Genomic DNA, 14,057 nt, shown 5'->3' on the forward strand with positions numbered 1-14,057 from the left:
GTACTGTATGCCTATTTTCTTTTATTCTCGGAATCTGGCGGCGGACTTGATGATGTAATAAAAAAAGTGCCGCTGATTAGAACAGCGGCACCATGGAATAAGTTTTGACCGGCACCAAAATGCAAATATGGTGATTGATTTTGGCTGAAAAGGGGTATGGTGTAGTAGAGGGAGCGAATGCACGATTGTCCGATTCTTCATTTTTTACTATAATCAGATCAGATGAAGAATCCCTGAGGAGGGTTTTTGTTGATTACAAAAGCCGTTTTTGCATTGTTTTTCCCTTTTATGCTTGTTGTTCTATTTACTAGAGTCACCTTTAATCATTATGTGGCGATCGCTTTAACAGCTGCATTGCTGTTTGCCTCTTATTTAAAAGGCTATACAGAAACGTATTTTATTGTAGGATTGGATGTTGTGTCTCTTGTGGCTGGCGGACTGTATATGGCCAAAAAAGCTGCAGAGAAAAAAGAAGAATAAATCGGACATAATGAATATAAAGACCGAATACCTGCTTTTACGTTTTAAAAGCAGGTTTTTTATACACAAAAACAGCTGGAAATAAAAAACCACCGAACTTTAGTTCGTATTTTTAGTGATTTTGCTTTCCATTGTGTTACTATATCTATAGGAAGATTTCGTTAAAGAAACGGAGGCTTATTTTTGTGAAAGATCGCTTTGAGTTAGTCTCGAAATATCAGCCCCAGGGAGATCAGCCGAAAGCCATTGAAAAGCTTGTGAAAGGAATTCAGGAGGGCAAGAAGCATCAGACTCTGCTGGGTGCAACAGGAACTGGGAAAACATTTACGGTGTCTAATTTGATTAAAGAAGTTAATAAGCCGACTCTCGTGATTGCCCATAACAAAACCCTTGCTGGACAGCTTTACAGTGAGTTCAAGGAATTTTTTCCGAACAATGCTGTCGAGTATTTTGTCAGCTACTATGATTATTATCAGCCGGAGGCGTATGTGCCTCAAACGGATACATTTATAGAGAAAGACGCTAGTATTAATGATGAAATTGATAAACTGAGACACTCCGCCACATCAGCTTTGTTTGAGCGTAGAGATGTCATTATTATTGCGAGTGTGTCTTGTATATACGGCCTCGGTTCGCCTGAGGAATACCGGGAAATGGTCGTGTCACTGCGGACTGAAATGGAAATTGAGCGCAACGAGCTGCTCAGAAAACTTGTAGACATCCAATATGCCCGCAACGATATCGACTTTCAGCGCGGTACATTTCGTGTGCGCGGGGATGTAGTGGAAATCTTTCCGGCATCCCGTGATGAGCATTGTATCAGAGTTGAATTTTTCGGTGACGAAATCGAACGGATTCGGGAAGTGGATGCGCTGACAGGAGAAATTCTCGGCGACCGAGATCATGTTGCGATTTTCCCGGCATCCCACTTCGTAACGCGAGCCGAGAAAATGGAGAAGGCGATTCAAAATATCGAGAAGGAGCTTGAGGAGCAGCTGAAGGTCATGCATGAAAACGGAAAGCTCCTTGAAGCGCAGCGTTTAGAGCAGCGGACAAGATATGATCTTGAAATGATGCGTGAAATGGGTTTCTGCTCCGGCATCGAGAACTATTCAAGACATTTGACGCTGCGGCCTCCAGGTTCAACGCCGTATACGCTTCTTGATTATTTCCCAGACGATTTTATGATCGTGGTGGATGAGTCGCATGTGACAATTCCTCAGGTGCGCGGCATGTTTAACGGAGACCAGGCGCGGAAACAGGTGCTCGTGGATCACGGCTTCCGGCTTCCATCAGCGCTTGATAACCGTCCGCTTCGTTTTGAGGAATTTGAAAAGCATATGCACAATATCGTGTATGTATCAGCAACACCAGGGCCGTACGAGATTGAACATACAGATGAAATGGTCGAACAGATCATTCGTCCGACGGGGCTTCTTGACCCGCTTATTGACGTCCGTCCAATCGAAGGTCAGATTGACGACTTGATCGGCGAAATTCAAGCTAGAATCGAGCGGAATGAACGGGTGCTTGTGACAACTTTGACGAAGAAGATGTCAGAGGATCTGACCGATTATTTAAAGGAAATCGGCATTAAAGTAAACTATCTGCATTCTGAGATCAAGACGCTTGAACGGATTGAAATTATCCGCGACCTGCGCCTTGGCAAGTACGATGTGCTTGTCGGCATCAACCTGCTGAGGGAAGGTTTGGACATTCCCGAAGTATCCCTTGTTGCGATTTTGGATGCGGATAAGGAAGGTTTCCTTCGTTCGGAGCGGTCGCTGATCCAGACCATCGGACGGGCAGCGAGAAATGCGGAAGGCCGCGTCATTATGTACGCCGATAAAATAACGAAGTCTATGGAAATTGCGATTAATGAAACAAAACGCCGCCGCGAGCAGCAGGAGCGGTTTAATGAAGAGCACGGCATTACGCCGAAAACGATAAATAAAGAAATTCGCGATGTCATTCGTGCCACAGTAGCAGCTGAGGATAAAGCGGAATACAAAACAAAAGCCGCGCCGAAGCTGTCGAAAATGACGAAGAAAGAACGCCAGAAAGTCGTTGAACAGATGGAGCATGAAATGAAGGAAGCCGCCAAGGCGCTTGACTTTGAGAGAGCCGCGGAGCTTCGCGATTTACTTTTAGAGCTAAAAGCGGAAGGATGATGAACAAATGGCTATGGATCGGATAGAGGTGAAGGGAGCCAGGGCGCATAACCTGAAAAATATAGATGTAACGATTCCGAGAGATCAGCTTGTCGTTGTCACGGGTTTGTCCGGATCAGGTAAATCCTCCCTTGCCTTTGACACGATATATGCTGAAGGACAGAGACGGTATGTCGAGTCGCTGTCTGCTTATGCCCGCCAGTTTTTAGGGCAAATGGATAAGCCTGATGTGGATGCAATTGAGGGGCTCTCTCCCGCCATCAGCATTGATCAGAAAACAACAAGCCGTAATCCGAGGTCTACTGTCGGTACGGTAACTGAGATTTATGATTATCTGCGTCTTTTATATGCGAGAGTAGGGAAGCCTCATTGTCCGGAGCACGGAATTGAGATTACATCCCAGACCATCGAGCAAATGGTGGACAGAATTCTGGAATACCCGGAACGGACGAAGCTTCAGGTGCTGGCGCCGATTGTCTCAGGCCGAAAAGGCGCTCATGTCAAAGTGCTTGAACAGATTAGAAAACAAGGCTATGTCAGAGTCAGAATTGACGGCGAGATGGCTGAGCTTTCTGACGATATCGAATTAGAAAAGAATAAGAAGCATTCCATTGAGGTTGTCATTGACCGGATTGTCGTGAAAGAAGGAGTGGCAGCCCGGCTATCAGATTCATTGGAAACGGCGCTCCGTTTAGGTGAAGGACGGGTTATGATCGATGTCATCGGTGAGGAAGAGCTGATGTTCAGCGAGCATCATGCCTGTCCGCACTGCGGATTTTCAATTGGTGAGCTTGAGCCGCGTCTGTTTTCGTTTAACAGTCCGTTCGGGGCGTGTCCGACGTGTGACGGTCTCGGAATGAAGCTTGAAGTGGATGCCGATCTTGTCATCCCCAATCAAGATTTGTCATTGAAGGAGAATGCGGTCGCCCCTTGGACACCGATCAGCTCACAATATTATCCTCAGCTGCTTGAGGCAGTCTGCACCCACTACGGGATTGATATGGATGTGCCGGTCAAAGATTTGCCGAAGCATCAACTGGATAAAGTGCTGTACGGCAGCGGAGATGACCTGATTTATTTCCGATATGAAAATGATTTTGGACAAATCCGCGAAGGTGAAATTCAATTTGAAGGCGTATTGCGCAACATTGAAAGACGCTATAAGGAGACAGGCTCCGATTTCATACGTGAGCAAATGGAGCAGTATATGTCTCAGAAGTCTTGTCCAACGTGCAAAGGCTATCGGTTAAAGAAAGAGGCGCTTGCCGTACTGATTGACGGCCGCCACATCGGAAAAATTACCGAGCTGTCTGTCGCCGACGCACTTGCCTTTTTCAAAGACCTTACCCTTTCTGAGAAGGATATGCAGATCGCCAATTTGATTTTGCGCGAAATTGTGGAGCGCTTAAGCTTTCTGGACAAAGTCGGCCTCGATTACCTGACATTGAGCAGGGCAGCGGGTACATTGTCCGGGGGAGAGGCGCAGCGCATCAGGCTGGCGACACAAATTGGCTCGCGTTTATCCGGTGTGCTTTATATTTTAGATGAGCCGTCTATCGGTCTGCATCAGCGTGATAACGACCGCTTGATCAGCGCTCTGAAAAATATGAGAGACCTCGGGAACACGCTGATTGTTGTCGAACATGATGAGGACACGATGATGGCAGCAGATTATTTAATAGACATTGGACCGGGAGCCGGCATTCACGGCGGACAGGTGATATCTGCGGGTACGCCGGAAGAAGTGATGGAAGATCCAAACTCATTAACGGGCAGCTATTTATCAGGGAAAAAGTTTATCCCATTGCCTCCTGAAAGAAGAAAGCCGGACGGACGTTACATTGAAATTAAAGGTGCTTCAGAAAACAACCTGAAAAAAGTGAATGCCAAGTTCCCGCTTGGGACGTTTACAGCAGTTACAGGTGTTTCCGGTTCAGGAAAGAGTACACTCGTTAATGAAATTTTGCATAAGGCGCTGGCGCAAAAGCTTCATAAAGCGAAAGCGAAGCCCGGCAGCCATAAAGAGATTAAAGGTTTGGATCATTTAGATAAAGTCATTGACATTGACCAGGCGCCAATCGGAAGAACGCCGAGATCCAACCCTGCGACATACACCGGTGTATTTGATGACATTCGTGATGTATTCGCGCAGACAAATGAAGCGAAGGTCCGCGGCTATAAAAAAGGCCGTTTCAGCTTCAACGTGAAGGGCGGACGATGTGAAGCCTGCCGCGGAGACGGGATTATTAAAATTGAAATGCACTTCCTTCCTGACGTATACGTTCCATGCGAGGTGTGTCACGGCAAACGCTATAACCGTGAAACGCTTGAAGTGACGTACAAAGGAAAAAGCATCTCTGATGTGCTTGATATGACGGTTGAAGATGCTCTTTCTTTCTTTGAAAATATCCCGAAAATCAAACGCAAGCTCCAAACCCTTTATGATGTTGGTTTAGGTTATATTACGCTCGGCCAGCCGGCGACGACCTTGTCAGGCGGAGAAGCGCAGCGCGTGAAGCTCGCGTCAGAGCTGCACAAACGCTCAACCGGACGCACGCTCTACATTTTAGATGAGCCGACGACAGGTTTGCATGTCGACGATATCGCCAGGCTTCTTGTCGTGCTGCAACGGTTGGTAGACAACGGAGACACTGTACTGGTTATTGAGCACAACCTTGATATCATTAAGACGGCCGATTACATTGTGGATTTGGGCCCGGAAGGCGGAGCCGGAGGCGGAACCATTGTCGCGTCTGGAACGCCTGAGGAAATCACTGAAGTGGAAGAATCGTATACAGGCCGTTATTTGAAGCCTGTTATCGAACGTGACAAAACACGCATGAAATCGCTCTTGAAAGCGAAAGAAACAGCTACATCTTAAAAAAACCTCTGTTAAGAGGGGACAGCTTGTCAGCAAGTCCATCCTTGGGCTTAGCAGGCAAGCTTTTTCTTTACGGCATAATAGGTTTAGATTCGTCTTTGGTATAATTTCTTTGGGAAAACGCCTAAACATTTACAAATTGCTGTCGATATATGAATTGAAAGGCGGATGATGATTTCCAAATTAAGCAGACAAACCCTATTAAGGGGCTTAAAGGCATCCTTAAGCAATAACTGAATCTACATAGGTTAGAAGCTTTATTGGAATCTGATACGCCAGAAATCAAAGAAAAGGAAGTCTTTGATTTCAAAAACATATACACATGGAGGTATTTTTCACATGAGAATCAACCACAATATTGCAGCGCTTAACACACTAAACCGTTTGTCTTCAAACAACAGTGCGAGCTCAAAAAACATGGAGAAACTTTCTTCAGGTCTTCGCATCAACCGTGCGGGAGATGACGCTGCGGGTCTAGCGATCTCTGAAAAAATGAGAGGACAAATCAGAGGTCTTGAAATGGCTTCTAAAAACTCTCAAGACGGAATTTCTCTTATCCAAACAGCTGAGGGTGCATTGACTGAAACCCATGCAATCCTTCAACGTATGCGTGAACTTACTGTTCAAGCAGGAAACACAGGTACACAGCAAACTGAAGATTTAACTGCAATTAAAGATGAAATGGATGCTTTAACTGAAGAGATCGATGGAATTTCTCAACGTACTGAATTTAACGGAAAAAAACTTTTAGACGGTAGTGAAACAGCAGGATTTACATTCCAAATTGGTGCAAATGCTGGCCAAAATATTAATGTTACAATTGGTAACATGGATGCAACAACTTTAGGAGTAAAAGGTATCGATGTTTCAGCAGATGATTTTAGTTTTGACACTGAGATTGTTAAAATCGATAGTGCAATTACAAGTGTTTCAAACCAACGTGCTAAACTTGGTGCGGTACAAAACCGTCTAGAGCACACAATCAACAACCTTGGTGCTTCTTCTGAAAACTTAACAGCTGCTGAGTCTCGCATCCGTGACGTTGACATGGCGAAAGAAATGAGCGATTTCACAAAGAACAACATTCTTTCTCAAGCTTCTCAAGCGATGCTTGCTCAAGCAAACCAACAGCCGCAAAACGTGCTTCAATTGTTACGTTAATTTTGAACGGCTATCTCTTTCTGATAGTTACAGCTTGCCGACAGAGTCCATTAACTGGATGTGCCGGCAGGCTTTTTTTGTTACAATCATTTTGTGACAGCCAGGGAATCACTTGTTTTTTCAAAACAAAAAAGGCAAGATATTGTCATCTAACCTTTAGCTTTGTTTCAGTTATAATGAATGATATGTTTTCCGCAATTACAAAGTCTTCTTATACAGCTGCTTACTTACACTCATTAAATCTTGAACAATATGTGTGTTGCTGCTGTCGAGCAGCACTTTTATATATTGGATATCGTGAGAGATCGGGAAGGGTCCGTGAATCTGCTCAAGCTCGGTGATCATTTCACGATTCATTCTTTTTTGTTCCTGAATCAGCTTTAACACTGATTCTTGTGTTACTGTATAGTCACTGGGATCTTTCTCCATTGCTTGTCCAGCCTCCTTGGTTGCCGTAAGCTTTTTACATATTGTAATCGGTATAGCCGGAAGATTCTACTTCTAAAACTTTTTAAAATCCAATTTCCGTAAATCGGAGCATGTCTAAAGAATGAATTTGAAACCTGAAGAGATTTTAAACGTATAAATAAGTAAAACGTCCCTGATCTTTTGTCATGGACAATTCACAATAGGAGTGTGGAATGAATTGAACCGTAATCAAGCTATTATTGCATCACTTTGTTATTTCAGTGTGTTCATTGCGCCAATCATTGTGCCGATTGTCGCATATTTTGTTGTAAATGAGAAAGAAACAAAACGCCATGCGATACGCTCTCTTATTTCTCACATTGTTCCGTTTGTCGGCTGGCTGTTCCTTTTTATTGCTTTACTTGGCGGAGCCGTTGCGATTGATGGAGACAGCTTGCTTCCTGTATTTGTAATCATCGGGGGAGCGGTTATTTATTTCTTAGTTGTCATTGGCATTATCATTTGGAATGTGATTCAGGGCATTAAGGTCCTGCGTGCAGCATAAGTAGACAATGGGGAGGAGATCGTAATGAAGCAAGAAAAGGAACGAATCCTTAAGCTTGTTGAGGAAGGAAAGCTTACAGCACAAGAAGCTTTGACACTGATTGAAAAGCTTGACAGCGACTACAAGGAAAAAGAAGAGAAAATCACAGCGCTCTCAGTTCACGTTCATGACGAGGAAGAGCCATTTACAACGGCAAAAAAAGAAAGCGGTAAACCGTCTTTAGGAGCCAAGCTGTTTGACTGGATTGATTCTGCTGTGAAAAAGGTCAAGGAAGTTGACCTTGATTTAAACTTTGGCCATGCGTATGATGTTCAGCACATTTTTCAATTTAAAGATACTGACTTTTCCAGTGTTGAGCTGCAAATTGCCAATGGCAGCGTAAATATCGTCCCTTGGGAAGATGACGATATCAGAGCGGAATGCCAGGCGAAGGTATATCGCGCTGACAACCAGGATGCGGCGAGACACGCATTTCTTCAGCATATTGAATGTGAAATCAAAGGTAATAAGTTTTTTATCCGTACTGAGAAAAAGACGATGAAAACGAATGTCACTTTGTATATTCCTCAGAAGGAGTATGATAAGATTCGGGTGAAGCTGTTTAACGGTCCGGTCAGAGGGGAACATTTACATGTAAAAGAGTTCTCAGCGAAAACGACAAACGGCGTGCTGTCGTTCTCGTATTTAACAGCCGAAAAAGCCATAGCTGAAACGGCCAACGGGCAAATTAAGCTCGCAAGCCACAGCTGCGGTACGATAGAAGCGGAAACCATTAACGGATTGATCGATCTCCGAGGGAAAAGCGAATCCATTGACGTTCAAAGCTTTAACGGAAATATTGCGATTAACGTAACAGAATCAGACTGCCGCTCCATTTATGCAAAAACAACGACTGGAAATGTAGAGCTTGCAATTCCGGACGATCTCGCAGTGAAGGCAGAGCTGAAAAGCAATCTTGGTACGCTGTCCCATGAATTAATGGATGTAGAGATGCTGAAGGAAAAAAATGATACGATTCAAAAAGAAATGATGTTCACTTCAAATCAGGCACATGATCAAAACATCACCGTCTTCTCAGAATCACTAACAGGCGCCATCAAACTAAAGTACTCACAGAGGTGATCGAATGAATAAGCTTTATCGCTCAGAAAAAAATAAGAAAATCGCCGGTGTTATCGGAGGTCTCGCGGAATATTTCAATTGGGACGCATCACTCCTCAGAGTCATAACTGTCATCTTAGCCATTATGACAAGTGTCTTGCCGGTTTTGCTCATTTATATCATTTGGATTTTTATCGTCCCGTCAGAAAGGGATATGAAATGACATGGTAAAATGGGCAGTCAGCATTTTAGTCAATGCATTGTTATTAATCGTCATTGATGGATATATTGACTCCATCCATATCAGCAGCATTGGGGCAGCGATTATCGCCAGCCTCATTTTATCGATCTTAAACGTGCTGATTAAACCGCTTTTAATTATATTTACACTGCCGGTCACGATGGTGACGCTTGGACTCTTCTTGTTTGTGATTAACGCCATCACGCTTATGATGACCGCGTCCATTATGGGTGACAGCTTTCAAATCGACGGCTTCGGCACAGCGATATGGGCCTCCGTTATCCTGTCGGTCTTCCATTTGCTGATTCAAAAAGGCATTTTAGAGCCGCTTAGAAAAAAATAAAAAAAGCTGCCCGCAAAGGCAGCTTTTTTACATGTGGTGCTTTTTTTGTTTCGTGCGCTTCTGCGGCGAAAACATTGGCGGAAGAAGGCAAAAGCTCAATGCGGCAAATCCAAGGCCTAGGAGGCTAAAGGAAATGGCAGACGGCATCATTGTGAGCAAGTAGGCAGATACCATCGGACCTGCTGCCATGCCTGTATATCGGATAAAGTTAAACATTCCGATTGCACTCCCTCTGTTGTGCTCAAATTCATTAGTAATCATTGTAGAGTACAAGGGAGGAATAACCCCCATCGAGATGCCAAACAGTGCCAGCGTCAGAGCCATGAGAACGAGAGAAACGGAATGTGTAACAGCAAATAAAATGATGCTGCAGGCGGCAATCACATTGCTTCCGATAAACAAGGTGTGTAGCCCGATTTTTGCCTGTATTCTTTTAAACAGAAACGTACCTGCAATCGTGCTCAGCGCCAGCGGCAAATATAACAGTCCTGCTATACCCACATCTATATGGTAATGCTCTGTCAGCAATATTGGGAGGTAGACAATTACTGCAAAATAAATGAAAAAGAGAACAAAACTTAAAGTCAAAATGACGTTCCCTGTTCGATTTGTAAATATTGATTTATAATGAGCGAACACATTGCCTTTGGCTTGCTGCATAGATTCAGTTGGAGAATCTTTAGGAAAGGTGATGCTGTTTGTCACCAGCAAAACGATCGAGATGGCCGCAAGTATCCAAAAAATCCCTTCGTATCCGGCTGCTCCGCCTATGAATCCTCCTAGAACTGGGGCAATAGCCGGTGCGACAGACAGGAGCATTTGATACGTTCCCATTGCACTCCCGCGTTCATTGCCTGTAAACAGCTGTCCGATCGTTGTGGCAGCAATAAGAGGCAGTGCTGCGGAACCGGCTGCCTGTATCATTCTGAATATCAGAAACAAAGTAAAGTCAGTAGTCACCGCACAGCCGATGCTGGCTGCTGCCGTTGCCAGAATACCGGTAATCAAGACGATCCGAGCGCCTTTAAAATCAATGATCGCTCCTAATATAATTTGCATTATTGCTGTCACAATCATAAAAACTGAGACTGACAGGTTCACCATAGCTGTGGAAACATGGAATGATTCTTTAATGATCGGAAGAATAGGTGAATAAATGTTCTGGCTTAAAGATGCAAATAATGCACTGAAGCAAACAGTGTATAAGATCAATACTGCCTTTGATTTTGTATGAGCCAAAGTGTACACCGCCTTTTTGTTTACTTTACAGGTTTGTCCGGAGTCCCATCGGTTTGTTCTGCTTCAAGTGTTGACGTCAACTGCTCTAGAAACTTCAATACAGCCTTTTGTTCTTCTTGTGAAAATGAATCGAGGAATTGGTAAAAAGCCAGCTCCTTTTTTTTATGCAGTTTCTCATGTAAGTCGAAAATCCGTCTGCCTTTACGGGTTAATTTAAAATAAACTTCTTTTTTGTTATCTGTCAGCTGATAGCTGTTAATGAATTCTTCCTTGATCAGTTTTGTGCTGATTTTCGTTACATTCGCTTTCGATAAGTTCATTTTTCTGGCAATCCCCGCATTGTTAATGGGTTCATGCTGGCCGATGCAGTCAATGACGTGAATGCTTGTCATATTTTTGGGAATTTCAGCTACATCCTCTTCTGCGGCCTCCTTAAAAAATTGCTGAAGTGAAGTGTTCGCTTTTTGTTCATTAAGGTGCAGCAGTCTCACGTATATGTCGTATATCATCTGTTTTGTCAAATCAGACATAGGCTACCTTCTTTCTTAGGAATAATAGTTTACGATGAAACAATAAAACAAATCGTTTACTGGTGAACAATTTTATTTTATCTTTTCTTGTTTTCGTTGTCAATTGTTGGTGTTTAGACTATTTGTTGATATGTCATGCTGAATATGCGTGTAAAAAGTGTGTGGAAAATGTGATGTTTACATTTATTTTCAAATATTTGGGCACAGATCATATTGACGTTTGGAAGGAAAAGGGATAAAATGACTAATGTTTACTAGTAAACATTTATCATGATATGGGTATTGAAAATGATTATTAAAATCTTAAAAAACATTTGGAAACTTTAAGTGATGCCTGCCATTCGTCTTGTTCAGTTGTTCTAGCTATTCCATCTTGTATTTGAGGGTGATGACTTAAAGCGGGATAAGTTTTAGGGGTGAATGAGATGACCGGAATGGTAACGGAAAGAAGGTCTGTGCATTTTATTGCTGAGCCATTAACGGAAAACTGCAGAGAAATATTTGAACGGCGCAGGCATGTTTTGGTGGGGATCAGCCCATTTAACAGCAGGTTTTCAGAGGATTATATTTACAGATTAATTGGATGGGCGAAAGCTCAATTTAAAAGCGTTTCTGTTTTACTTGCGGGGCATGAGGCCGCTAATCTTCTAGAAGCGCTTGGAACTCCGAGAGGAAAGGCTGAACGAAAAGTAAGGAAAGAGGTATCACGAAACAGGAGATTTGCAGAAAGAGCCCTTGTGGCTCATGGCGGGGATCCGAAGGCGATTCATACATTTTCTGATTTTATAGATAACAAAGCCTACCAGCTGTTGAGACAAGAAGTTGAACATGCATTTTTTGAGCAGCCTCATTTTCGACATGCTTGTTTGGACATGTCTCGTGAAGCGATAATCGGGCGTGCGCGGGGCGTCAGTTTGATGATGGAAGAAGTCAGTGAGGATATGCTGAATTTGGCTGTGGAATATGTCATAGCTGAGCTGCCGTTTTTTATCGGAGCTCCGGATATTTTAGAGGTGGAAGAGACACTCCTTGCTTATCATCGTCCGTGGAAGCTGGGTGAGAAGATCAGTAACCATGAATTTTCTATTTGTATGCGGCCGAATCAAGGGTATCTCATTGTACAGGAAATGGCGCAGATGCTTTCTGAGAAACGGATCACATCTGAAGGATGATAGGGGGAGTAAAACATGAGCCAATCGATTAAATTGTTTAGTGTGCTTTCTGATCAATTTCAAAACAATCCATATGCTTATTTTTCACAACTGCGGGAGGAAGATCCGGTTCATTATGAAGAGTCGATAGACAGTTATTTTATCAGCCGCTATCATGATGTCCGCTATATCCTTCAGCATCCGGATATCTTCACGACGAAATCACTTGTTGAGCGTGCCGAACCAGTCATGCGAGGCCCTGTGCTGGCCCAAATGCATGGAAAAGAACACTCTGCCAAAAGAAGAATTGTAGTGAGAAGCTTTATCGGTGACGCACTGGATCATCTGTCTCCATTGATTAAACAAAATGCAGAAAACTTGTTAGCGCCTTATCTTGAAAGAGGGAAAATTGATCTCGTCAATGATTTTGGAAAGACGTTTGCGGTGTGCGTCACGATGGACATGCTCGGGCTGGATAAAAGAGACCATGAAAAAATCTCTGAGTGGCACAGCGGAGTTGCCGATTTTATCACGAGTATCTCTCAATCTCCTGAAGCGCGGGCACATTCGTTATGGTGCAGCGAACAGCTTTCCCAATACTTGATGCCGGTCATTAAAGAACGTCGCGTCAATCCGGGATCAGATTTAATTTCGATCCTATGTACTTCTGAATATGAAGGCATGGCGCTGTCGGACAAGGATATACTCGCACTGATTCTTAATGTGCTGTTAGCCGCAACGGAACCGGCTGATAAGACGCTGGCACTGATGATCTACCATTTGCTCAACAATCCTGAGCAGATGAATGATGTTTTGGCTGACCGTTCGTTAGTTCCGAGAGCCATTGCGGAGACATTGCGTTATAAACCGCCGGTTCAGCTGATTCCGCGGCAGCTGTCCCAAGATACAGTGGTCGGCGGTATGGAAATCAAAAAAGATACGATTGTTTTTTGTATGATCGGTGCGGCTAACCGGGACCCTGAAGCATTTGAACAGCCTGACGTGTTTAATATTCATCGGGAAGATCTTGGTATCAAGAGCGCTTTTAGCGGCGCCGCCCGGCATCTCGCTTTCGGATCCGGCATTCATAACTGTGTAGGAGCAGCTTTTGCCAAAAACGAAATCGAAATTGTAGCTAATATTGTGCTGGATAAGATGCGGAATATCAGATTAGAGGAAGATTTTTGTTATGCTGAGTCCGGTCTGTATACACGCGGACCTGTTTCACTTCTCGTTGCGTTTGACGGGGCATAATAGAATTCCAAAGGTCTCTCCCATGCGGGTGAGACTCTTTTTACATATATTTGATCCACAAGTTGAAAAACGCAGTCACTGTTTTTAAATCATCAATTGAAAATTCATTGAAAAGCTGTTTATATTGCTCCTTTGCTTTCTCATGAAGCTGTTCATGTAATGCCGCCAATTTTCTGCCGCTATCAGTTAGCGTATAAAAAATTTCTTTTTTGTTGCCAGGCTTTTTTGTCACTGTAATGATATTGTGTTTCAACAAAGCATGAACCGCTTTTGAAACAGCGGCTTTTGAGATGTGTAAACGGGATGCTAAGAAGCTGTTGTTCACATTTTGGCTGGTATGTATGCAGGAAACAATGTGAAGCTGGGTCAAAGTCCAGTCTTTTTTGAGGTGATCGTGATGTTGTGAGGATATGCCAATGGATGGTATCTGCACCTTTTGCCAGACGCGTTTATCCCTTTTTAATGCGAATTGTTGTATAGCTTGAAATAATTCATCATGAATGCTGTTGTCCATCAATTTGCCTCTCTGATT

14 protein-coding genes are annotated in these 14,057 nt (G+C 43.5%); 10 read left to right on the forward strand and 4 right to left on the reverse strand.

All coding sequences use genetic code 11. The features are described from left to right. The first annotated feature begins 249 nt into the window (after positions 1-249). From BGM23_RS04130 to hag, 4 genes are all read left to right on the forward strand, one after another. Positions 250-480 (forward strand): CsbA family protein, encoded by a 231-nt coding sequence (locus tag BGM23_RS04130; protein ID WP_003228053.1) that lies wholly within the window; start codon positions 250-252, stop codon positions 478-480. Positions 481-665: 185 nt separating this feature from the next. Then, positions 666-2,651 (forward strand): excinuclease ABC subunit UvrB, encoded by a 1,986-nt coding sequence (gene uvrB, locus BGM23_RS04135; protein ID WP_003228054.1) that lies wholly within the window; start codon positions 666-668, stop codon positions 2,649-2,651. Between the two features lie 7 nt (positions 2,652-2,658). After that, a complete protein-coding gene (gene uvrA, locus BGM23_RS04140; RefSeq protein ID WP_003228057.1) occupies positions 2,659-5,532 on the forward strand; it encodes an excinuclease ABC subunit UvrA in 2,874 nt (957 codons plus the stop codon). Between the two features lie 339 nt (positions 5,533-5,871). Continuing rightward, positions 5,872-6,693 (forward strand): flagellin Hag, encoded by an 822-nt coding sequence (gene hag, locus BGM23_RS04145; protein WP_029318328.1) that lies wholly within the window; start codon positions 5,872-5,874, stop codon positions 6,691-6,693. Positions 6,694-6,891: 198 nt separating this feature from the next. Here the strand turns inward: hag and BGM23_RS04150 are convergent, their stop codons facing one another. Further along, the gene (locus tag BGM23_RS04150) at positions 6,892-7,122 is read right to left on the reverse strand and encodes a hypothetical protein (protein WP_003228059.1); all 231 of its coding nucleotides are present in this window, start codon (positions 7,120-7,122) and stop codon (positions 6,892-6,894) included. Positions 7,123-7,339: 217 nt separating this feature from the next. Between BGM23_RS04150 and yvlA the strand changes: the two genes are divergently transcribed. Genes yvlA through BGM23_RS04170 form a run of 4 tightly spaced genes read left to right on the forward strand, consistent with a single transcriptional unit; the run spans position 7,340 to position 9,351 of the window. Further along, positions 7,340-7,666 (forward strand): protein YvlA, encoded by a 327-nt coding sequence (gene yvlA / locus BGM23_RS04155; RefSeq protein WP_003244375.1) that lies wholly within the window; start codon positions 7,340-7,342, stop codon positions 7,664-7,666. A 24-nt stretch (positions 7,667-7,690) separates the two neighbouring features. Then, on the forward strand, positions 7,691-8,788 hold the full coding sequence (locus BGM23_RS04160) for a DUF4097 family beta strand repeat-containing protein (RefSeq protein ID WP_029725982.1): 1,098 nt from the start codon (positions 7,691-7,693) through the stop codon (positions 8,786-8,788). A gap of 4 nt (positions 8,789-8,792) precedes the next feature. Continuing rightward, positions 8,793-8,990 carry a PspC domain-containing protein gene (locus BGM23_RS04165; protein WP_003228065.1) on the forward strand — a complete coding sequence of 66 codons (198 nt, stop codon included), beginning with the start codon at positions 8,793-8,795 and terminating at the stop codon, positions 8,988-8,990. 1 nt (position 8,991) lies between these two features. After that, positions 8,992-9,351 (forward strand): phage holin family protein, encoded by a 360-nt coding sequence (locus tag BGM23_RS04170; RefSeq protein WP_003228066.1) that lies wholly within the window; start codon positions 8,992-8,994, stop codon positions 9,349-9,351. A 27-nt stretch (positions 9,352-9,378) separates the two neighbouring features. Here the strand turns inward: BGM23_RS04170 and BGM23_RS04175 are convergent, their stop codons facing one another. Together BGM23_RS04175 and pchR are read right to left on the reverse strand one after the other, a co-directional pair. Further along, positions 9,379-10,590 (reverse strand): MFS transporter, encoded by a 1,212-nt coding sequence (locus BGM23_RS04175; protein WP_029725981.1) that lies wholly within the window; start codon positions 10,588-10,590, stop codon positions 9,379-9,381. Between the two features lie 20 nt (positions 10,591-10,610). Beyond that, complete coding sequence (gene pchR / locus BGM23_RS04180; protein WP_003228073.1) at positions 10,611-11,120, reverse strand: pulcherriminic acid biosynthesis transcriptional regulator PchR; 510 nt, start codon at positions 11,118-11,120, stop codon at positions 10,611-10,613. Positions 11,121-11,545: 425 nt separating this feature from the next. Here pchR and pchC point away from each other — a divergent pair, with 425 nt between their 5' ends. Both pchC and cypX read left to right on the forward strand, forming a co-directional pair. After that, positions 11,546-12,292: a cyclo(L-leucyl-L-leucyl) synthase gene (gene pchC / locus BGM23_RS04185; protein WP_029725980.1), complete on the forward strand. Its 747-nt coding sequence runs from the start codon at positions 11,546-11,548 to the stop codon at positions 12,290-12,292. 15 nt (positions 12,293-12,307) lie between these two features. Further along, complete coding sequence (cypX, locus tag BGM23_RS04190) at positions 12,308-13,525, forward strand: pulcherriminic acid synthase (protein WP_017695292.1); 1,218 nt, start codon at positions 12,308-12,310, stop codon at positions 13,523-13,525. Between the two features lie 40 nt (positions 13,526-13,565). Here cypX and BGM23_RS04195 read toward each other — a convergent pair whose 3' ends face one another. Further along, entirely contained in the window at positions 13,566-14,039 is a 474-nt protein-coding gene (locus BGM23_RS04195) for a MarR family transcriptional regulator (protein WP_003228083.1), read from the reverse strand. Positions 14,040-14,057 lie beyond the last annotated feature (18 nt).

The organism is Bacillus sp. FJAT-14266, from assembly GCF_001719225.1.
Taxonomy (GTDB): domain Bacteria; phylum Bacillota; class Bacilli; order Bacillales; family Bacillaceae; genus Bacillus; species Bacillus subtilis.

Bases quoted from the DNA above. Each gene is read 5' to 3' on its own strand.
- pchC (WP_029725980.1), top strand. From the start codon at position 11,546: ATGACCGGAATGGTAACGGAAAGAAGGTCTGTGCATTTTATTGCTGAG.
- BGM23_RS04150 (WP_003228059.1), bottom strand. From the start codon at position 7,122: ATGGAGAAAGATCCCAGTGACTATACAGTAACACAAGAATCAGTGTTA.
- BGM23_RS04160 (WP_029725982.1), top strand. From the start codon at position 7,691: ATGAAGCAAGAAAAGGAACGAATCCTTAAGCTTGTTGAGGAAGGAAAG.
- pchR (WP_003228073.1), bottom strand. From the start codon at position 11,120: ATGTCTGATTTGACAAAACAGATGATATACGACATATACGTGAGACTG.
- cypX (WP_017695292.1), top strand. From the start codon at position 12,308: ATGAGCCAATCGATTAAATTGTTTAGTGTGCTTTCTGATCAATTTCAA.
- uvrA (WP_003228057.1), top strand. From the start codon at position 2,659: ATGGCTATGGATCGGATAGAGGTGAAGGGAGCCAGGGCGCATAACCTG.
- BGM23_RS04165 (WP_003228065.1), top strand. From the start codon at position 8,793: ATGAATAAGCTTTATCGCTCAGAAAAAAATAAGAAAATCGCCGGTGTT.
- hag (WP_029318328.1), top strand. From the start codon at position 5,872: ATGAGAATCAACCACAATATTGCAGCGCTTAACACACTAAACCGTTTG.
- BGM23_RS04195 (WP_003228083.1), bottom strand. From the start codon at position 14,039: ATGGACAACAGCATTCATGATGAATTATTTCAAGCTATACAACAATTC.
- BGM23_RS04170 (WP_003228066.1), top strand. From the start codon at position 8,992: ATGGTAAAATGGGCAGTCAGCATTTTAGTCAATGCATTGTTATTAATC.